The organism is Hydrogenophaga sp. SL48 (genome assembly GCF_021729865.1).
Classification (GTDB): domain Bacteria; phylum Pseudomonadota; class Gammaproteobacteria; order Burkholderiales; family Burkholderiaceae_C; genus Hydrogenophaga.
On the sequence record NZ_CP063400.1, the window covers coordinates 2,933,884 to 2,954,012 of the forward strand.

17 protein-coding genes are annotated in these 20,129 nt (G+C 68.4%); 12 read left to right on the forward strand and 5 right to left on the reverse strand.

The window, feature by feature from the left end; translation table 11 throughout:
- Positions 1-42: 42 nt before the first annotated feature.
- The 4 genes from yjgA (at position 43) to IM738_RS13880 (ending at position 3,759) form a co-directional block, all read left to right on the forward strand.
- Positions 43-702 carry a ribosome biogenesis factor YjgA gene (gene yjgA / locus IM738_RS13865; RefSeq protein ID WP_236961377.1) on the forward strand — a complete coding sequence of 220 codons (660 nt, stop codon included), beginning with the start codon at positions 43-45 and terminating at the stop codon, positions 700-702.
- A 3-nt stretch (positions 703-705) separates the two neighbouring features.
- The gene (mog, locus tag IM738_RS13870; protein WP_236961379.1) at positions 706-1,290 is read left to right on the forward strand and encodes a molybdopterin adenylyltransferase; all 585 of its coding nucleotides are present in this window, start codon (positions 706-708) and stop codon (positions 1,288-1,290) included.
- 124 nt (positions 1,291-1,414) lie between these two features.
- Positions 1,415-1,891 carry an FKBP-type peptidyl-prolyl cis-trans isomerase gene (locus tag IM738_RS13875; RefSeq protein WP_236961380.1) on the forward strand — a complete coding sequence of 159 codons (477 nt, stop codon included), beginning with the start codon at positions 1,415-1,417 and terminating at the stop codon, positions 1,889-1,891.
- A gap of 26 nt (positions 1,892-1,917) precedes the next feature.
- Positions 1,918-3,759: a chorismate-binding protein gene (locus IM738_RS13880; RefSeq protein WP_236961381.1), complete on the forward strand. Its 1,842-nt coding sequence runs from the start codon at positions 1,918-1,920 to the stop codon at positions 3,757-3,759.
- Here the strand turns inward: IM738_RS13880 and cysE are convergent.
- Both cysE and IM738_RS13890 read right to left on the reverse strand, forming a co-directional pair.
- A complete protein-coding gene (gene cysE, locus IM738_RS13885; RefSeq protein ID WP_236961382.1) occupies positions 3,741-4,511 on the reverse strand; it encodes a serine O-acetyltransferase in 771 nt (256 codons plus the stop codon). The two genes, IM738_RS13880 and cysE, sit on opposite strands and share 19 nt — an antisense overlap.
- A gap of 31 nt (positions 4,512-4,542) precedes the next feature.
- Positions 4,543-5,295: an RNA methyltransferase gene (locus IM738_RS13890; RefSeq protein WP_236961384.1), complete on the reverse strand. Its 753-nt coding sequence runs from the start codon at positions 5,293-5,295 to the stop codon at positions 4,543-4,545.
- Positions 5,296-5,527: 232 nt separating this feature from the next.
- Between IM738_RS13890 and IM738_RS13895 the strand changes: the two genes are divergently transcribed.
- Entirely contained in the window at positions 5,528-6,454 is a 927-nt protein-coding gene (locus IM738_RS13895) for an inositol monophosphatase family protein (RefSeq protein WP_236961387.1), read from the forward strand.
- A gap of 108 nt (positions 6,455-6,562) precedes the next feature.
- On the opposite strand, the gene IM738_RS13900 is transcribed toward IM738_RS13895, so the two are convergent.
- Entirely contained in the window at positions 6,563-9,826 is a 3,264-nt protein-coding gene (locus IM738_RS13900; protein ID WP_236961389.1) for a PAS domain-containing protein, read from the reverse strand.
- A gap of 155 nt (positions 9,827-9,981) precedes the next feature.
- On the opposite strand from IM738_RS13900, the gene mutS reads away from it, so the two are divergent.
- From mutS to IM738_RS13920, 4 genes are all read left to right on the forward strand, one after another.
- Entirely contained in the window at positions 9,982-12,582 is a 2,601-nt protein-coding gene (gene mutS, locus IM738_RS13905) for a DNA mismatch repair protein MutS (protein WP_236966319.1), read from the forward strand.
- Positions 12,579-13,406, forward strand: a complete 828-nt coding sequence (locus IM738_RS13910; RefSeq protein WP_236961391.1) for a proteasome-type protease — start codon at positions 12,579-12,581, stop codon at positions 13,404-13,406. The genes mutS and IM738_RS13910 overlap by 4 nt, the downstream gene beginning before the upstream one ends.
- A gap of 136 nt (positions 13,407-13,542) precedes the next feature.
- Positions 13,543-14,379, forward strand: a complete 837-nt coding sequence (locus IM738_RS13915; protein ID WP_236961393.1) for an alpha/beta fold hydrolase — start codon at positions 13,543-13,545, stop codon at positions 14,377-14,379.
- 33 nt (positions 14,380-14,412) lie between these two features.
- Positions 14,413-16,335, forward strand: a complete 1,923-nt coding sequence (locus IM738_RS13920) for a PAS domain S-box protein (RefSeq protein ID WP_236961394.1) — start codon at positions 14,413-14,415, stop codon at positions 16,333-16,335.
- Between the two features lie 6 nt (positions 16,336-16,341).
- Here the strand turns inward: IM738_RS13920 and IM738_RS13925 are convergent, their stop codons facing one another.
- Positions 16,342-17,166 (reverse strand): undecaprenyl-diphosphate phosphatase, encoded by an 825-nt coding sequence (locus IM738_RS13925; protein WP_236961395.1) that lies wholly within the window; start codon positions 17,164-17,166, stop codon positions 16,342-16,344.
- 179 nt (positions 17,167-17,345) lie between these two features.
- The gene (locus tag IM738_RS13930) at positions 17,346-17,924 is read right to left on the reverse strand and encodes a DUF1439 domain-containing protein (protein WP_236961396.1); all 579 of its coding nucleotides are present in this window, start codon (positions 17,922-17,924) and stop codon (positions 17,346-17,348) included.
- Between the two features lie 203 nt (positions 17,925-18,127).
- Here IM738_RS13930 and IM738_RS13935 point away from each other — a divergent pair, with 203 nt between their 5' ends.
- The 3 genes from IM738_RS13935 to IM738_RS13945 are packed head-to-tail and all read left to right on the forward strand — an operon-like array spanning position 18,128 to position 20,128.
- Complete coding sequence (locus tag IM738_RS13935; RefSeq protein WP_236961397.1) at positions 18,128-18,670, forward strand: DUF6622 family protein; 543 nt, start codon at positions 18,128-18,130, stop codon at positions 18,668-18,670.
- A 34-nt stretch (positions 18,671-18,704) separates the two neighbouring features.
- Positions 18,705-19,007 carry a 2TM domain-containing protein gene (locus tag IM738_RS13940; protein WP_236961398.1) on the forward strand — a complete coding sequence of 101 codons (303 nt, stop codon included), beginning with the start codon at positions 18,705-18,707 and terminating at the stop codon, positions 19,005-19,007.
- 23 nt (positions 19,008-19,030) lie between these two features.
- The gene (locus IM738_RS13945; RefSeq protein ID WP_236961399.1) at positions 19,031-20,128 is read left to right on the forward strand and encodes an alpha/beta hydrolase family protein; all 1,098 of its coding nucleotides are present in this window, start codon (positions 19,031-19,033) and stop codon (positions 20,126-20,128) included.
- The last annotated feature ends 1 nt before the right edge of the window (position 20,129 follow it).

Sequence of the window (20,129 nt, forward strand, 5' to 3'; positions counted from 1 at the left end):
TGGCTGCTGCAGGCCCTGCACAAGCCCATTTGAAGAAACCCGATGTCCCGCAAACCCACCAAAGGCTACTTCGTCCGTGGCCAGTTCGTTGCCGAGGGCAGCGAGCTCGACCTGGAACTCAAGCGCGAGCTCAAGGGTTCGGTCGACATGAGCAAGACCGACCTGAAAAAAGAGAGCGACCGCCTCCAATTGCTCGGCGAAAACCTGCTCACGCTCAACGCCAGTCTCATGACGCGCCTGATCGAGACGCATGGCCTGTCCGAGAAGCTGATCGATGCCGTGGCCGACGCCAAGCGCATCACCAACTTCGAAGGCCGGCGCCGCCAGATGCAGTTCATCGGCAAGCTCATGCGCAAGCTGGATGACGGCGTCATCAGCGCCATCGAAGCCGCGCTCGAAGAACAGCGCAAGCCCTCGGCCCAGGCCACGCTGGCGCTGCACCAGGCCGAACAGTGGCGCGACAAGCTGATCGCCGACGACGACGCGCTCACGCGCTGGCTGGAACAGGACCCGGCCGCCGACGTGCAGCACCTGCGCGCCCTGATCCGCCAGGCGCGCAAGGACGCGCAGGCCGTGACGGAGCGCCCGGGCGAGGCCCTGCGCCACGGCAAGGCCTACCGCGAGATCTTCCAGATCGTGCGCACCGCGCTCACGCCCAACGACGCATCGGCAGACGACGCCGAAGAACCGCAGGAGGACTGAGCCGTGACCGATACCCTCACCCCCGCGCCGGTGCGCATCGGCATCGTCTCCATCAGCGACCGCGCCAGCAGCGGTGTCTACGAAGACAAGGGCCTGCCGGCGCTGCAGGACTGGCTCACGCGCGCGCTGAAAAACCCCATCACCTTCGAGCCGCGCCTGATCCCCGACGAGCAGGCGAAGATCAGCGAGACCCTGATTCAGCTGGTGGACGCCGGCTGCGCGCTGGTGCTCACCACCGGCGGCACCGGTCCGGCCAAACGCGACGTGACGCCCGAGGCCACGCTGGCCGTGGCCCACAAGGAGATGCCCGGTTTTGGCGAACAGATGCGCCAGATCAGCCTGGCCTTCGTGCCCACCGCCATCCTCTCGCGCCAGGTGGCGGTGATCCGCGACCAGAGCCTGATCATCAACCTGCCGGGGCAGCCCAAGGCGATCGCCGAAACGCTGGAAGGCCTGAAGAACCCGGACGGCAGCCAGAAGGTCAACGGGATCTTCACGGCCGTGCCCTACTGCATCGACCTGATCGAAGGGCCTTACCTCGAAACCAACGATCAGGTCTGCAAGGCCTGGCGACCGAAACAAAAGTAGCCCCCCTGCGCCGCTTCGCGTCTTCCCCCCGGTGGGGGGACGCACCTGGTGGCCCGTCCTGAGCTTGTCGAAGGGCGGTTCCACGGGTGCCCACGAAGAAGGCATTTCACTCCGAGAGTTCCTCATGAAAATCACCAAAGACACCATCGTCACCATCACCTTCCGCGCCACCGATGCGCGGGGCAAGTTGCTGGAGGACGGCAAGGAGCCGCGCGCTTACCTGCACGGCGGCTACAACAACACGCTGCCGGGCATCGAGAAGGCCCTGGAAGGTCAGGAGAAGGGCTTCGCCGCCACCCTGGCGCTGCCGCCCGAAGACGCATTTGGCGTGCGCGACGAGAGCCTGGCCACCAGCATCCCCAAGAGCGAGTTCCCGCCCGGCGTGAAGGTCGGTGGCCAGCTGCAAGGGGTGGACGACCAGGGGCGCCAGCAGGTGTTCACGGTCATGAAGATCAAGGGTGACACGGTGCTGCTCGACGGCAACCACCCGCTGGCCGGGCAGACGCTGCACTTCGCGGTCAAGGTGGTGGACGTGCAGCCGGCGTCGGCCGAAGAGGTGGCCCACGGCCACGCGCACGGTGCCCACGGGCACCACCACTGAACGTCGCCGGACGGTAGCGCTCGACCTTGCGGGCCCTCATCGATTTCCCCGACACCGCCCCTCAGGCGGTGCCCGGTGGCCGGCTTTGCGCCAGCTTCGGCGACCCCATCGAGGTGATCGAGGCCTGGGCCATGGCCGAGGTGCTGCCCGCCCTGGAGCGGGTTCAGGCCCAGGCGGAGGCGGGCCGCTGGTGCATCGGCGGCCTGTCCTACGAGGCCGCGCCGGCCTTCGACACCGCGCTGCCCGCGCACGCGCCCGACCCAGGTTGGCCCCTGGTGTGGTTCGGGGTGTACGAGGCCCCGCTGGCCAGCCCCACCCCCTTGTCAGAAACACGGGGGACCGCGCACTGGACCCTACCCGAGTCCCGCGCCCACTACCTGAAGCAGGTGGAACGGGCGCAGCAGGCCATGGCCGCGGGCGAGGCCTACCAGATCAACCTGACCACGGCCCTGACGGGCACGCTCACCGGCGAGCCATCGGCCTGGATGCGCGCGCTGCGTGAGCGCCAACCCGAGGGCTACCTGCTGTGGCTGGACGGCGGGCAGCGCCACGTGCTGAGCGCTTCGCCCGAGCTGTTCTTCGACTGGCAACCCGATCCGCTGGGTGGCCGCTTGCAATGCCGCCCGATGAAAGGCACCGCCGGCCGGGAGGCCGACCCGGCCCTGGACGCCGCTGCCCGCGAGCGCCTGCTGGCCAGCGCCAAGGAGCGTGCCGAAAACGTCATGATCGTGGACCTGCTGCGCAACGACCTGAACCGCATCGCGCGGCCGGGCACCGTGCGAGTGGACCGGTTGATGGAGGCCGAGGCCTGGCCCTCGGTCTGGCAAATGACCTCCAGCCTCTCGGCCCAGGCCCGCGCGGGCACCACGCTCACCGAGGTGTTCCGCGCCCTCTTCCCTTGCGGCAGCATCACCGGCGCCCCCAAGCGGCAGGCCATGCGCTGGATTCAGCGCCTGGAGTCGGGCGCCCGGGGCCTCTATTGCGGCGCGCTGGGCGTGGTCCGTCCGGGCGGGCACGCCAGCTTCAATGTGCCGATCCGCACCCTGACCCTGCAGCGCACAGACACCACCACCGAATGGCAGGCCCGGTACGGCGTGGGCAGCGGGTTGACCGTCTGCGCCGATCCGGCGGCCGAATGGGAAGAACTGATGACCAAGAGCCACCTGCTTCACCGGGTCAGCGAACCCTTCAGCCTGTTGGAAACACTGCGCCTGGAAGACGGCACCTACTGGCTGCTGGAGCGCCACCTGCAGCGGCTGCAGGACAGCGCCCGCCATTTTGGCCACCCCTGCGATCTGCCGGCGTTGCGCGAACGCCTTGCACGGCTGGCCGCGGGACATGCGCAAGGCCTGTGGCGCGTGCGCCTGACCCTGGACGCCCGGGGCGGGATCGATGTGCAGGCTTTCCCCATGACCGAGACCGCCCAGCCGGTGCGCGTGGCGCTGGCCCCCGCCCCCCTGCCCACCAGCGGCGCACTGAAGGAATTCATCCGGTACAAGACCACGCGGCGCGCGCACTACGAGGCGCTGGCCCCCACCGACCCCGGCGTCTTCGACCACCTGCTGCTCAACGAACGCGGCGAGATCACCGAATTCACCCGAGGCAACGTGGCGGTCCGGCTGGATGGGGTCTGGCTCACCCCCGCACTGTCCAGCGGGCTGCTGGCAGGCACCTACCGGGCCGAGCTGCTGGCCGAAGGACGCCTGCGCGAAGCGGTGCTCACCACCGGTGATCTCGCACGAGCTCAGGGCCTGGCCTTCTACAACGGCCTGAGGGGATGGCTGTCAGCGGAGATGACGCACGCCGGGCATGCGCCACGGGGCAACGCCGCGTCGCTGCCCGACTGCGGTCACTTGCCCACCAGCTGATTCAGCTTCTCGGCCTCGAAGCATTCGCTGCGCGCCGCGTCCGACGGCACGCAGTCGCCCTTCTGCTGCTTCGAGAGGGTTTCAACCGCCTGCCACAGCAGCGTGATCTGATGATCCTGGCCGGCAGCGCTGTCGATCAGGCCGCGCATGGCCTGCGACAGTGGGTCGTCTTCCTGCGTGATGCCGTAGGCCTGGAACTTCGGGTTCGCCTCGGTCACGTCGGCGCTCTCGCCAGACTTGCTCGGGATGATGCGGGCCGGGATGCCCACCGCCGTGGCGCCCGGGGGCACCGGCTTGATCACCACCGCGTTGCTGCCGATCTTGGCGCCGTCGCCCACCACGAAGCCCCCCAGCACCTTGGCACCCGCGCTCACCACCACGTTCTTGCCCAGCGTGGGGTGGCGTTTGGTGCCTTTGTAGAGCGAGGTGCCGCCCAGCGTGACGCCCTGGTAGATCGTGCAGCCGTCGCCGATTTCGGCCGTCTCGCCCACCACCACGCCCATGGCGTGATCGAAGAACACGCGGTCGCCCACCTTGGCACCGGGGTGGATTTCGATGCCGGTCAGCCAGCGCGCGACGTGCGAGATGAACCGCCCCGGCCACTTGAGGCCGTTCGTCCAGCACCAGTGCGCCGGGCGGTGCAGCCAGACGGCGTGCAGGCCCGGGTAGCAGGTGATGACCTCCCAGGTGCTGCGGGCCGCGGGGTCGCGATCGAGGACGCACTGGATGTCGGAACGGATGCGGGCGAACATGGGGTCTTGTTGTTGGAATCGGGCAGTCAGTCTATCGCTTCGCCTGCGCGGCGGTTTGCAGCATGGCCTTGGCGACACCACGCAGGATGTGGATTTCTTCTTCGGTCGGTGCGGCACGGTTGAACAGCTGGTTCAGGCGCGGCATGAGTTTCTTGGGCGCCTCCGGGTCGAGAAAGTCCACCGCCACCAGCGCCTGCTCCAGGTGCTGCAGCATGCCGGCCAGCGCTTTCGCATCGGCCAGCGGGCGCTCGGGTGTGCTGGCGGGCGGCAAGGCGTAGCCCCCCAGCGCCTGGCGCCAGTCGTAGGCGATCAGCTGCACGGCGGCGGCCAGGTTGAGCGAACCGAACGATGGATCGGTGGGGATGGAGAGGCAGCTGTGGCAGCGGTACACGTCTTCGTTGCGCATGCCGAAGCGCTCGGAGCCGAACAGGAAGGCCACGCCACCGGGGCGGGTGGGCGCAGGCGTTTCGGGTGTGCCCAGCAGCGCAGCAAAGTGCTCGCGCGGTTGCCGCGTGGGCGGGCCGAAGTCGCGTGGCGTCATGGCCGTGGCGCACAGGTGTTCGATGCCGTCAAGCGCCTCGTCCAGCGTGTCCACGATGCGCGCCTTGTCCAGCACGTCGTTGGCGCCGCTGGCGCGCTGGATGGTTTCTTCGCGCCGCAACACGTTGGCCCAGCGCGGCGCCACCAGCACCAGGTCGTCAAAGCCCATCACCTTCATGGCGCGCGCGGTACCGCCCACGTTGCCGGCGTGGCTGGTCTGGATCAGGATGAATCTCGTCTTCATTTGGAATCCCCCCGCGCCGCTTCGCGTCACCCCCCAGGGGGGCCACACCAGCAGCCTGGCAAAGCCAGCTCTGCGGTGTGTGCTGGGTGGGGCACTTGCTCCGGTGAGGTGTTTGGTGTGTTGAAACGGTAAAATCCCCGATTGTCGCCGCCCCGCATCGCCTGGGGTCCAGCCTTCCCGCTCTTCCACTGTCACGCTCGCAGCCCCGCTGCGGCGCAAAGGCTCACAACTTATGTCGTCCACACTCCACCCCATGCTCAACGTGGCCATCAAGGCCGCCCGTACCGCCGGTACCATCATCAACCGCGCCGCGCTGGACGTGGAGTCGGTCCGGGTCTCTGCCAAGCAGACCAACGACTTCGTCACCGAAGTCGACCACGCGGCCGAGGCAGCGATCATCGACACCCTGCTCACCGCCTACCCCGACCACGCCATCTGGGCCGAAGAATCGGGCAAGCGCCCGGGCAAACACGGTGGCGCAGACCATGTCTGGATCATCGACCCGCTGGACGGCACCACCAACTTCATCCACGGCTTCCCGGTCTACTGTGTGAGCATCGCGCTCATGGTGGGCAACAAGCTGGAGCAGGCCGTGGTGTACGACCCGAGCCGCAACGACCTCTTCTGCGCCACGCGCGGTCGCGGCGCCTACATGAACGACCGCCGCATCCGCGTGGCCAAACGCATCGCCATGCGCGACTGCCTGATCTCCACCGGTTTCCCCTTCCGTCCGGGCGACGCCTTCCAGACCTACATGCAGATGCTGGGCGACGTGATGCCCAAGTGCGCCGGCGTGCGCCGCCCGGGCTCGGCCGCGCTCGACCTGGCCTATGTGGCCGCAGGCTTCACCGACGGCTTCTTTGAAATGGGTCTCTCGCCCTGGGACGTGGCCGCAGGCGCGCTGCTGGTGACCGAGGCCGGCGGTCTGGTGGGCAACTTCACCGGCGAAGCCAACTTCCTGGAACAAAAGGAATGCCTGGCCGCCAACCCCAAGATCTACGGCCAGCTGGTGGGCATCACCGGCAAGTACAGCAAGTTCGCCAGCGCCGGCGAAAAGGCCTCGCTGCGCCAGTCCTCGGCGGCGGCCCAGCCCGATGCCGCCGGCGACGACAAGCCCGCCGACGACACGCCCCCCTCGGAGTCCACCGCGCCGTTCTGAGCCTTCTACCGAACGTTGTCCCCCAGCGCACCGCCGGGGCGGCTTTGCCGGTCGGCCAGTGCCACCCCTTTGAGGGGGGTGCGCCCAGCGCGGCGGGGGTGCTTCACTTCAGGCCAGGGGCAGCGTCCACCAGAAAGTGGCGCCCTGCCCCGTGGTGGATTCGGCCCAGATGCGCCCGCCGTGGCGCTCCAGGGAGCGCGCCACGATCGCCAGCCCCACGCCCGTGCCGCCGGGCGCGTCCGCGCCCGTGTGCAGGCGCTGGAACAGGCCAAACAGCTTGTTGGCATGGGCCATGTTGAAGCCCATGCCGTTGTCGCGCAGGTAAAACGCCGAACGCTCGGCATCGAAGCCCAGCTCCAGACAGGGGTCGGCGCGGTGACGGGAGTACTTGAGCGCGTTGTCCACCAGGTTGACCAGCACCTGCCGCAGCAGCGCCGCGTCTCCGAGCACCGCGGGCAGGGGCAGCGCACGGATCTGTGCGTGCGGAACGGCCGGCGCGAGGGCTTCCGTCACCGAACGTGCCAGGGCGTTCATGTCCACCGGCACCGCACCGATCTCCACGCGCACCACGCGCAGCAGCTCGAGCATGTCTGAAATCATCTGACCCATGTTGCGCGACGAGTGGGTGATGCGCTCGAACATCTGCCGGCCCTCGGGGCTCAGGCGGTCACCGTCCATCTCGGCCACCAGCGCGGCAAAGCCGTTCACCGAGCGCAGCGGTGCTCGCAGGTCGTGGGCGATCGAATACGAGATGGCTTCCATGTCCTTCATGGAGCGCTCCAGCTCGGCGGTGCGTTCGGCGACGCGCCGCTCCAGGCTGGCATTGAGGGCCCGCACCTGTTCCTGGGCCGCCACGCGTTCGTTGATGTCCAGATGGGTGCCCGACATGTACAGCACCTCGCCGTTGGTGCCACGCCGGTGCACACGACCGCGGTCGTTGATCCAGATCCATTGGCCGTTCTTGTGGCGCATGCGGATGTCGCACTCGTAATACGGCTGTTCATCGCCCCAGTGCCGGTGCAGCACGCGCTCGGCCCGCTCCAGGTCCTGCGGGTGCACCAGGCGGCGCCAGGTGTCGAAGGTGGTGGGCAGCAACTCGGCCACGGTGTAGCCCAGCATCTCGGCCCAGCGATCGTTGATCTCCATCGCTCCGGTCTGGACATTGGTCTCCCAGATGCCCGGGCGTGTCGCCTCCAGCACCCACTGCAGGCGCTGGCGTTCGTCGCGCAGGGCCTCTTCGGCCTGCACATAGGACGTGACGTCGGTGTAGGTGCGCACCATGCCTCCCCCGGGCAAGGCCCGCGAGAAGATTTCGAGCACCGCCCCCTGGCGCGTGCGACGCAGATAGGTTTCGGGGGGCATCAACCGCGGCTCCAGCCCCACGAAAGGGCGCAGTGCCCGGTCCAGCAGCTGGAAGTCGCTGCCGAAATCGCCCCGCTCGGCCTGAAACGCGGCCAGTTCGCTGATCCGCGGCTGGGAAGCCAGCAGGGCCTCGGGCAGGTCCAGCAGCTCCAGCATGCGGCGGTTGTAGAACCGCACCCGGCCATCGGCGTCCACCATGGTCAGCCCCTGGCTCATGCTGTCAAAGGTCGCCTGCAGCGCCGCGCTCTTTTCGGCCAGCAAGGCACTGGTGGCCTGGAACTGCTCGCGCGCACGCTGGCGCTCGGCGTGACCGCGCCAGGCCAGCACCAGCTGCCGCACCGCGCCCAGCAGCGGCTGCAGGAATTCGACGTCGGCCTCGCTGTAACCGCCGGGCTGGTTGGCCAGGCCGATCATGGCCACGAGCTGGTCGCCCACCGCCAGCGGCACCCCCAGAAAAGCCGACATGCCGGGGTGTCCGGACGGGCGGCCACCCGCGCGCGGATCGCTGCGCGGGTCGTTGGAGATCACCGTCTCGCCGGTGAGCAGGGCGTGGCCGAACAGGGTCCGGGTGTTGCGAAACTCCAGACCGGTATCGACCTGCTCGTCGTGCATGCGGCGGGTGCGCTCGTCCCAGGCGATGTTGGTGATGGCGTGCGTCTTCAGGTAGGGCTGCCCATGGGCGTCGTAGAGCACCTCACCCACGAAACCGTATTCGCTGTGGGTCACCGACAGCAAGGCCGAGAGCAGGGCTTCAAACGCCTGCCGTTTGTCGTCGGCCTCGATGAACGCCTGTTGCGCCTTCCGCACGGCGTCGAGCATGCGGTGCTGGCGCTCCAGCGCCTGCGCCGCGAGCCGCGACTCGGTCACATCGGTCGTGAACCCGTGCCAGAGCGTCGAGCCATCGGCCTCCCACTGTGGCAACGCCTCCACGCTGTACCACCTCAACCCCCGGCTCGGCAGGAGCACGCGGTACACGCCCCGCCAGAAGGTGCGCTCACGGCCCGCCTGCTCCATCGACACGATCAAGGCCTTTTTGTCCCCGGGATGCACGCGCGAGAAAAACAGGTTGCCTTCGCGCTTGAGGTCCCCGGCCTCCATCTCCAGCAGGTCGACCGCCGCCTGGCTCATGTAGAGGAAACTGCTGCTGCCATCGGGCCGCACCCGGGCCAGAAACAGCACCCCAGGCACGCGGGCCGTGATGTTCTGGATGAATTCGAGCTGGCCTGCCAGGGCCTGGCCGGCCTCCTTCTCGGCCGTGATGTCCTGCACCACGCCAAAGTCGGTCTGCGGATTGCCCGCCACGGCGGTCTGGCTGATGCGCGTTCGCATCCAGCGCCGCTCGCCGTTCGGGCACTGCCAGCGGAACTCAACCACCCGCCCGTCCCGCGCCTCCCGGGCCGCGTGCCAGGCCGGCAGGTCGTCCGGGTGGATGCCCCCGCGCCCTTCGATGCGCTGGAGCGTGGGCCTCGGCGCCACCCCGGTGATGTCGTACAGCCCCTGCGACCAGATCACCTCCTGGTCATTCTGGGCGTTCGTCCAGTGCCCCGCCCGGGCGAGCTTTTCAACGGCGCCGTGCAATTCCACCTGCTGCTGCAGCTCCAGATTGGCCTGCTGCAGAGCCGTTTCAGCTTCGTGTTCGCGCGAGATCTCGCTCAACACCACCAGCAACAGGGGCTCGGGTGCCACGTCCAGCAAGGTGGACTGCAGTCGCACACGGCGCGTCTGGCCTTGATGGAGGCACAGCATCTGGTGACTCGGGCCCATGCGCAGGCCCTCCAGGTACCGCTGGCGGGCGGCCTCGCTCGGCCAATGCCCCAGCTCCACCGTGGTGCGGCCAATCACCTGCTCCCGTGTCAGTCCCACCACATCCAGCCAGGCGTCGTTGACCGCGAGCATGCAGCCATCGCTTGCCCGGCTCAGGCTGGTCGGCAAGGGTGATGCACTGAACACCAGCTCCCAAGGCAAGCTGGCGCTGGGTGGTGTCTCGGGATCGGGGTCGGCGGGAACCATGCGCTGCAATACAAGCTTTGGTGGGGGCGTTCGCGCCATTGTGGGGCATCAGAGGGGGCGCCGGTCCGTGAAAAACAGCCTGATAAAGTAGCCGGTTGTCTCTTTCACGCCCCCACGAGCCCGCCTTGAACGCCCCGCTGGACAAACACACACCCATGATGCAGCAGTACCTGGCCATCAAGGCGGGGTATCCACACACGCTGGTGTTCTACCGCATGGGCGACTTCTACGAGCTGTTTTTCGGCGACGCTGAAAAAGCCGCGCGCCTGCTCGACATCACGCTCACGCAGCGCGGCCAGTCGGCCGGCGAGCCGGTGGTGATGGCCGGCGTGCCGTTCCATTCCATCGACAACTACCTCGCGCGCCTCATCAAGCTCGGCGAATCGGCCGCCATCTGCGAGCAGGTGGGCGACGTGGCCACCGCCAAGGGTCCGGTAGAGCGCAAGGTGGTGCGCGTGGTCACGCCCGGCACGTTGACCGACAGCGAGCTGCTGTCCGACAAGACCGAAGCGGTGCTCATGGCCGTGCACCCGGGGGCGCGCACCGGCGTCGGTCTGGCCTGGATGTCGGTCACGCAAGGCATCGTGTTCCTCGCGCAGTGCGCGAGCGATGAACTCGCCGACTGGATCGCCCGCATCGCGCCCGGAGAGCTGCTCTACAGCGCCGAGGTCACGCCCGGATTCGAGAAAAACGTGCAGGCGCTCGCCGCCCAGCCGCTGGCCAGCGGCCAGCGCACCGTGGCGGTGCTGCGCCCGGCCTGGGCGTTCGACGGCGCGCTGGGCGAACGCAAGCTGCTCGAACAGCTCGGCGCCGCCAGCCTGGCCGCCTGGGACGCGCAGGGCCTGGGCGATGCGCACGCCGCCGCCGCCGCCCTGCTCGACTACGCCGAACACACGCAGGGTCGCGCGCTCAGCCACGTGAAAAGCCTGCGTGTGGCGCGCAGCGACGAGCTGATCGACCTGCCGATCACCACGCGGCGCAACCTCGAACTCACCCACACCCTGCGCGGCGAGACCAGCCCCACGCTGTTCTCCCTGCTCGACGTCTGCCAGACCGGCATGGGCAGCCGGGCGCTGCGCAGCTGGCTGCTGGAGCCGAAACGCGAACGCTCGGAAGCGCGAGCCCGGCTCGACGCCATCGCCCTGCTGAGGGGCGGCCTGGGCCAAACGCTGCGCCAGTCGCTCAAGGGCGCCAGCGACGTCGAGCGCATCACCGCGCGCACGGCGCTGCGTCAGGTGCGCCCGCGCGAACTGGTCGGCCTGGGCCAGACGCTGGGTCGCGCCCAACAACTCGCCCAGGCCCTGCAACACGGCCTGCCTGAGGGCGGACCTGCGCTGTTGTTGCAGATCGCCGCCGACCTCACACCGCCCGCCGGCTGTGCCGAGCTGCTGGTGGCCGCGCTGCTGCCCGAGCCGGCCGCGCTGGTGCGCGACGGCGGCGTCATCAACGACGGCTTCGACGCCGATCTGGACGAACTGCGCGGCATCCAGACCAACTGCGACGGCTTCCTGATCGACCTGGAAACCCGCGAACGCGCGCGCACCGGCATCGCCAACCTGCGCGTGCAGTTCAACAAGGTGCACGGCTTCTACATCGAGGTCACGCAGGGCCAGGTGGACAAGGTGCCCGACGACTACCGCCGCCGCCAGACGCTGAAGAACGCCGAACGCTTCATCACGCCCGAGCTCAAGGCGTTTGAAGACAAGGCACTCAGCGCGCAGGAGCGTGCGCTGGCGCGCGAGAAGTGGCTCTTTGAGCACCTGCTGGACGAGCTGCAGACGCACATTGATACGCTCACCCGCCTCGCGCGCGCACTCGCCGCGCTGGACGCGCTGTGCGCCCTCGCCGAACGTTCGCTCACGCTCAACTGGAGCGCTCCGTTGTTCGTCGCTGAGCCCTGCATCGAGATCCGCGGCGGCCGACACCCGGTGGTCGAAGCACGCCTGAACGAGACCACCGGCGGCAGTTTCATCGCCAACGACACGGTCATGGGCCCGAAGCAGCGCATGCAGGTCATCACCGGCCCCAACATGGGCGGCAAGAGCACCTACATGCGCCAGGTGGCGGTGATCGTGCTGCTGGCCAGCATGGGCAGCTACGTGCCGGCGACGTCCTGCCGCCTCGGCCCGATCGACGCCATCCACACCCGCATCGGCGCGGCCGACGACCTGGCCAACGCGCAATCGACCTTCATGGTCGAGATGACCGAAGCGGCGCAGATTCTCAATGCCGCAACTCCCCAGAGCCTGGTGCTGATGGACGAGATCGGCCGCGGCACCTCCACCTTTGACGGCCTGGCGCTGGCCGGCGGCATCGCCGCGCATCTGCACGACAAGGCCAAGGCATTCACGCTGTTCGCCACCCACTACTTCGAACTCACCGAGTTTCCGGCCGGCCACCACGCGGCGGTGAACGTGCACGTGAGCGCGGTCGAAGGCGGTGGCAAGAGCGGCATCGTGTTCCTGCACCAAATCGAGCCCGGTCCGGCCAGCCGCAGCTACGGCATACAAGTTGCAAGGCTCGCCGGCGTGCCGGCCGCGGTGGTGCAGCACGCGCGCCACGCACTCGCCGCGCTGGAGAGCCAGAGCGAGCAGAGCCGCAGCCAGGTCGACCTGTTTGCCCCGCCGCCACCGAGCGCCGAACCCCAGATCCACCCCCTGCAGACCGCGCTGCAGGGCATCGACCCCGACGCCTTGACCCCGCGCGAAGCGCTGGACCAGCTCTACCAACTCAAGAAACTCAGCCTGCAACCATGACCTACTGCGTCGCCGTCAAACTCAATGCCGGGCTGGTTTTCCTGTCCGACTCGCGCACCAACGCGGGCCTGGACCAGATCAGCACCTTCCGCAAGATGATCGTCTACGAGATGCCGGGCGAGCGCTTCATGTGCCTGCTCTCGGCCGGCAACCTGTCCATTTCGCAGTCGATCCGCGAAATCCTGCAGGTCGAGCAGATCCTGGACCATGAAGGTGGCGACCCGATCACGATCTGGAACGCCAAGAGCATGTTCGACGCCACGCGGGTGCTGGGTGCGGCGGTGCGCCATGTGTACGAACGCGACGGTGAATCGCTCCAGCGCGCGGGGGTGGACTTCAATGTGTCCATGATCTTCGGTGGCCAGATCCGGGGCGAGGGCATGCGCCTGTTCCAGGTCTATTCGGCGGGCAATTTCATCGAAGCCACGGCCGAGACGCCGTTCTTCCAGGTCGGCGAATCCAAGTACGGCAAGCCGGTGCTGGACCGCGTGATCACCCCCGACACCCCGCTGGACGAAGCGGCCAAGTGCGTGCTGGTGTCCATGGACTCCACGCTCAAGTCCAACCTCTCGGTCGGCCTGCCGCTGGACATGGTGGTCTATGAGGCCAACCAGCTGCAGAGCGACAAGATCACCTGCATCGACGAAAACAACCCCTATTTCCGCATGGTCCACAGCACCTGGGGTCAGAAGCTGCGCGAGGTGTTCGACAGCATCGAAGACCCGACCTGGGATGGCGCCCACACCGAGGTGCCGCTGATCTGCAACACGGGGCGCAATCAGCCGCTCAAGAAAATTTCGAACGCAAAAGAAAAGCTGATCTGATGATCTGATTTACCCCCCGCGCCGCCTTCGGCGTCACCCCCCCAGGGGGCGACACTGGCCGTCCGGCGAAGCCGGCCCGGCGGTGTCCTGGGTTGGACACTTCGCGCCGGTTGAACGGCAATGAGCACCTTTCTCGATGTCCCTTATTGTTTTTTCTCACGCCAACAGCTTCCCGGCCAGCACCTACGCCGTGCTGTTCAAGTCGCTGCGCGCGCGCGGCTATTCGGTGCGGGCGCTGGAGAAGTTCGGTCACGACCCGGCCTACCCGGTCACCAGCAACTGGCCCCACCTGGTGCAGCAGCTGGCCGACTTTGCGGCCCCGGAAATCGAGACGCACGGTCAGGGCGCCTGGCTGGTGGGCCATTCGCTGGGTGGTTTCCTCAGCATCATGTGCGCCGCGCGCCACCCGCAGCTCGGCGGGCATGCGGTCAAAGGCGTGCTGCTGATCGATTCGCCGGTGCTCGGCGGCTGGCGCGCGCGGGCCCTGGAGCTGGCCAAGCGCACGCAGCTGGTGGGCTCCATCTCGCCCGGCAAAATCAGCCGTCAGCGCCGCAACACCTGGCCAGACGCCCACGCCGCGCACGAGCATTTCGCGCGGAAAAAGGCCTTTGCCTGCTGGGACCCGCAGGTGCTGCGCGACTACATCACGCACGGCACCCACGACGAGGCCACCGCACAGGGCTTGCGTCGCGTGCTCGGGTTCCACCGCGAGGTGGAAACCGCGATCTACAACACCCTGCCCCACAACCTCGACCGCCTGCTGCGGCGCCACCCGCTGACCTGCCCGGTGGCCTTCCTCGGTGGCACCGAGTCGCTGGAAATGAAACAGGTCGGCATGGCCATGACGCACCGCCTGGTGGGCCCACATCCCGAGCGCCTGCAACTGCTGCCGGGCAGCCACCTGTTCCCCATGGAACACCCGCAGGACACCGCGACCGCCATCGACCGGTGCCTGCGCGCCATGAAAACCTAAAGGAATCGCGCACGGGTACGATGCTTCCTGTACATGGCATCCCACCCGACCGCTCCCGCCACCCCGGTCCCAACGGCCCCGCACAGCGATCCGAAGTGGTTGCCGCATGGGCGCGGCCCCTGGCGGCGCTACGGCATGGCGATCATGCTGACCCTGCTGGCCATCTGGCTGCGCACCGCCCTGGCGCCGGCCGACTCGGGCGGCCGTTTCATCACGGCGTCGCTGGCGGTGGCGCTGTCCGCACTCTATGGCGGCTTCGGCGCCGGGCTGCTCAGCACCGTGATCGGCATGGTGCTGGTCAACTTCTTCATGGTCGAGCCCTACCTGTCGATGGCCATCAAGGACCCGGTCGAGGCCTTCTGGCTCAATGCCTGGCACCTGATCAACCAGCTCGTGGTGATCGGTTCGATCTGGATGATGCAGACGCAATACCGGCGGCTGCGCGAGGCGCATCAGGAGGCGAAGCTCAGCCAGCAACGCTTTCTGGACACCTTCGAGCACGCCGCAGCGGGCATCTCGCATGTGGCGCTGGACGGCCGGTTGACGCGGGTGAACCAGACCTTCTGCCAGCTGGTGGGCTACACGGAAGAGGAGCTGCTGCGGCTGGATTTTCAGACCATCACCCACGAGGACGACATCGCCCCGGACAAGGCGCTGCAGCTGCAGACGCTCAGCGGCCAGCGCACCAGCTTCTCGATGGAGAAACGCTACATCCACAAGGACGGTCACACCGTGTGGGCCCAGCTCACGGTCGCGCTGATGCGGCAACCGGACGGCCGCCCGGACTACTTCATCTCGGTGGTGCAGGACATCTCCGGCGTGAAGGCCACCGAAGCGGCCCTGCGCACCAGCGAACGCCTGATGCGGCAGGCGCAGACCCTGGCCGGGTTTGCCAGCTGGGAGGCCGACGTCACGAACCTGAAGTTCCATGCGGTGGGTGGCTCTCACCTGCGGCTGGGTCTGCCCAGCGCCGTGTTCACCGGGCAGCAGCTGATGGCCCTGCTGCACCCGGACGACCAGGCGCGCTTCTGGAGCGAGTGGGTGCTCGCGCTGAAGGGGCATCGTGAATACAACGCGTCGTACCGCGCGCTGATCGACGGGCAGGACCGCTGGTTCAGCGTGCGCGCCGAGTTCGAGCGCGACGCAGACGGCCGGGCCGTGCGCGCCTTCGGGGTCACGCAGGACATCACCCAGCGGACCCTGGCCGAGCTGGAGGTCCAGCGCCTCAACGCCTCGCTCGAACAGCGCATCCAGGAGCGCACCCGCGAACTCAAAGGCGCCTACGACGACCTGGAAAGCTATTCCTACGCCGTGGCCCACGACCTGCGTTCCCCGCTGCGCATCATCAACGGCTTCGCCCAGGCCCTGCTGGAGGACCACCCGTCGCTGGGCGGCGCGAGTGGCGGCCACCTGCAACGGATCATGGGCGCGAGCAAGAAGATGGGTGAACTGATCGACGGCCTGCTCAAGCTGTCGCAGTACGCGCGTGGCGAGGTGCAGCGGGTTCCGGTCAACCTGAGCGGCGTCGCCACGCGGCAGCTGGAAGAGCTGGCCGCCGCCGACCCCGGGCGCCAGGTTCACTGGACGGTCGAACCCGACCTCCAGCTTCAGGCCGATCCGGCGCTCATCGAAGCCCTCATGCAGAACCTGCTGCACAACGCCTGGAAGTACACGGCGGAGGCAGCCGATGCGCACATCCGCGTGTTCTCGCAGGACGCGGACGGGTTGCGGCACTACTGTGTGAGCGACAACGGCGCGGGCTTTGACATGTCGCGCGCGGGCAAGCTGTTCCAGCCCTTCCAGCGTCTGCACCCACCACACGAGTTCGCGGGCCTGGGCATCGGTCTGGCCACGGCGCGCCGCATCGTGCAGCGGCACGGCGGCAGCATGCGCGCCGAAGGCACCCCCGGACAAGGCGCCACCTTCTGCTTCACGCTGCCCGACGGCGTTGAATAGGCTCCGTCAAGCTTTCCAGTCCACCCAGCCGAAGTGGGCGGTCAGCAGGATCAGCGCACCGAAGGCGATGCGGTACCAGGCGAACGGCACGAAGCTGTGGCTGGCCACGTAGCGCAGCAACCAGCGGATGCAGACCCAGGCGCTGAGAAACGCGAACAGCAGGCCCACCGCAAACAGCGGCAGATCGGCCATGGAGAGCATGTCGCGCGCCTTGTAGAGGCTGTAGGCGCCGGCCCCGATGAGGATCGGGATGCCCAGGAAGAAGCTGAAGTCGGTCGCCACCTTGCGCGACAGGCCGAACAGCATGCCGCCGATGATGGTGGAGCCCGAGCGGCTGGTGCCCGGAATCAGGCCGAAACACTGCGCCAGTCCCACCTTCAGCGCGTCCATCGGGGTCATGTCGTCCAGGTCGTGCACGCGCACGCTGGCCTGCTGGCGCCGCTCGGCCCAGAGGATGACGAACGCCCCCAGGATGAACGCCGTGGCCACCACCGTCGGCGTGAACAGGTGCGCCTTGATCGCTTTGCCGAGCAACAGGCCCAGCACCACGGCGGGCAGGCAGCCGATGACCACGTTGAGCGTGAAGCGCTGCGCCGTGGGCTGCGAGGCCAGGCCCAGCAGCGTGGCGCGCAGGCGCTGCCAGTACACGATGATCACCGCGAAGATCGCGCCGGTCTGGATCGCGATCTCGAACACCTTCGCCCGCTCGTCGTGAAAACCCAGCAGGCTCCCGGCCAGGATCAGGTGGCCCGTGGACGAGATCGGCAAAAACTCGGTCAGCCCCTCCACCACACCCATGATGGCGGCCTTGATCAACAACACAACGTCCATTTCAGATTCCCGTCAAAAAACCACTCGACAACAAAAACACGTTCATCCCAGCACGCCTCGATATCGAAGCGATGCCACAGGAGAAGGGGCGCCAGCCCAGGATGCTTTGGTCCCGGCTTTGCCGGGCCGCTCGCATCGCCCCCTGGGGGGTGACGCGCTGAAAGCGCGGCGCGGGGGGATCACTTCATGTCCAGAGGATCGAGTTGCAAGCGCAGCCCACCCGGCACCACCTTCAGCACACCCGGCTTGTAGCCGCGACCCGACAGCGACTGCAGGTCTTCGGGCTTCACGCGGTGGACCACCGCTTCCTTAAGCAAGTCTTCGGCCATCAACCCGCCGATCTTCTTGACCTGGGCCGCCTGCGCGGCCGACAGGCCGTCCACCCCCAGGCGCTCGACCCGCACCTGGTGCAGGCGCACGGTGCTGTCGCTGGGCTCGTAGCGCAGGCCGTAGCTCAGCTCCAGCTGGCCTTTCACCGGTGCCACCCCGGTCAGCGCCACGCCCAGGGCGTAGGTCATCTCGGTCACCACCCGGTTTTCTTCGGGCAGCAGGCGCAGGCGCGGCTGCTCCAGCGTCACGTCGAACAGCCCGAGCTGGCGCTGTCTGACGGGGAACTGGCTGGCGATGCGGCTCTGCAACTGGGCCTCGGACACGTCGATCTGGCGCGGCCCGGGCTGCATCACGCCACAGCCGGTCAGCGCGATGAGAAAAAAGGCGCCGGCGGCCCAGGCCCGGCGAGCGGTGTTCACGGTGTGCATGGAAGGGTCCTCCTGAAGCGGAAAGCGCCAGGCTCGGGGCGCTGGCGTGCCGGTGCATTGTAGGAAGCGTGCCGGGCACCCACCGTTCGCACCCCCACGGCCGCGTTTCGCGCCCGGGAACCCGCGATCCGTCGCAGGCCGGTGGCGGGGCCCGCCCACGGTCGGCACAGTCCACCCCATCGACACCGCCCAGGAGAACCGACATGCTGATCCAACTGCTGCTCCAGCAGCCCGCCGCCGCCCTGAGCATCGTGCAGCGCACGCCGGTGTGGGTCTGGGGCTTGTTCGCCGGTCTGGTGCTGCTCGGCCTGATCCAGCTGCGCCAGCGCGAGATCGGCTGGCGCCGCGCCGCGCTGCCTTCGCTGGGCCTGGCGTTGTTTTCGGCGGTCAGCCTCGGCGCCGATCTGTCGGCCAGCCCCTCGGCGGGCCTGGCGCTCGCGGTGTGGCTGCTGGCCGCCAGCGCCATGCTGGTCGTCGGTTCGCTGCGGGCCCCCCGCGCCGGCACCCGCTACGACGCCACCACCGGGCGCTTTCAGCTGCCGGGCAGCGTGGTTCCCCTGCTCACCATCCTCTCGATCTTCCTCGTGAAGTACGGCGTGGGCGTGGAGCTGGCCATGCAGCCGGGGCTGCGCCACGACGCGAGGTTCGCCCTCGGCCTGGCCGCCACCTACGGCGCATTCAGCGGCCTGTTCGCCGCCCGCCCGCTCACCCTCTGGCGCCTCGCCCAGGCCCGCACCACCGCCTGATCACCCCCGCTGTCCAACACCCCAGGAGCCCACCATGAACGCCATCCCCGCCACCCTCTCTCTGTCCCCCGAGCTGGAACGCCTCGCCCAGAAACGCGCTGGCGCGCGGCTGGGCTGGGTCACCCACGCCACCGTCTACGTCATCGTGATCGGCGGCCTGGCCCTGCTGGGCGCCCACCAAGGCCGCTTCTGGCCCATCGCACCCGCGCTGGGCTGGGGCCTGGGCCTGCTGATGCACGGCCTGCGCGTGTTCGCCATCGGCAAAGGCTCGGCCCTGCGCGAACATCTGGTGCAGAAGGAGCGCGAGCGCCTGCTGGCCACGGCCGCCCACCGCTGAACGCCCCGCCGAGGAGCCGCACCATGAGCCCCCACCGCCTGCGCTCGCCCCGCCGGGCCCTGCAAGCCCTCATCGCCACGCTGCCCCTGGCCGCCGCCGGCCTTGCGCAGGCGCAGGTGGGCATGAGCGAGTGGCGCGTCGGCGCCCTGCCCGTGACGCTGGTCTACCCGACGCAGGCTGGGTCAAGGACCCAATCCTTCGGTGCTTTCACCATCGACGTCGCGCGCAACGCGGCGCCGCTGAACCAGCGCCAGCGGCTCATCGTCATCTCTCACGGCACGGGCGGCAGCGCCATCGCCGACCACGCACTCGCCGCCACGCTGGCGCGCGCGGGTTTCGTGGTGGCGCAACCCCTGCACGCGGGCGACAACTACAAAGACACGCGCGATGCCGGCCCCGTGGCGTTCGAGCGCCGCCCGCGCGAAGTGAGCCAGGTGATCGACGCGCTGGCGAAAGACCCGCTGTGGTCCGCGCGGCTCGACCTCTCGCGCGTCGGTGTGCACGGCATGTCGGCCGGTGGCGTGACCGGCATTGCGCTGGCCGGGGGCCAGTGGCGCACGATCAACCTCGCGCGCCACTGCAACGCGCATGCAAAAGACGACGCTTCCTTCTGCTATCAGGGCGCGAAGGACGGCGCGGCGCGCGCCGAGCGTCAGGCAAATCACGACCGGGCCCGCTACGTGCCCGATTTTTTCCTGCCCGCCGACCTGACCACCCCGCGCGGCGGACGCACCCCCACGCCGGACAACGCCGATCCCCGGCCCGACCCGCGCGTCGCGTCCATCACGCTCGCCGTCCCGCTGGCCGCCATCTTCAGCCCCGAGAGCCTGGCGCGCATCCGCGTGCCGGTGGGTGTGGTGAGCGCCCAGCGCGACGAGGTTCTGGTTCCGCGTTTCCACTCGGCGCACCTGCTGGCGAACTGCAGACACTGCACGCTGCTGGCCGACCTGCCCGGCGCGGGCCACTTCGACTTGTTGTGGCCCTGGCCGGAATCGGTGGCCCGCGAGGTGGCGGCCCTGCAGGTGCGCGGCGGCCTACCGGTGCCCGGCTTCGATGCGCGCCAGCGCGAAACGGCCCATGCAAAAATCGCCAGCTTCCACCGCCAGCACCTGAGAGACTGAG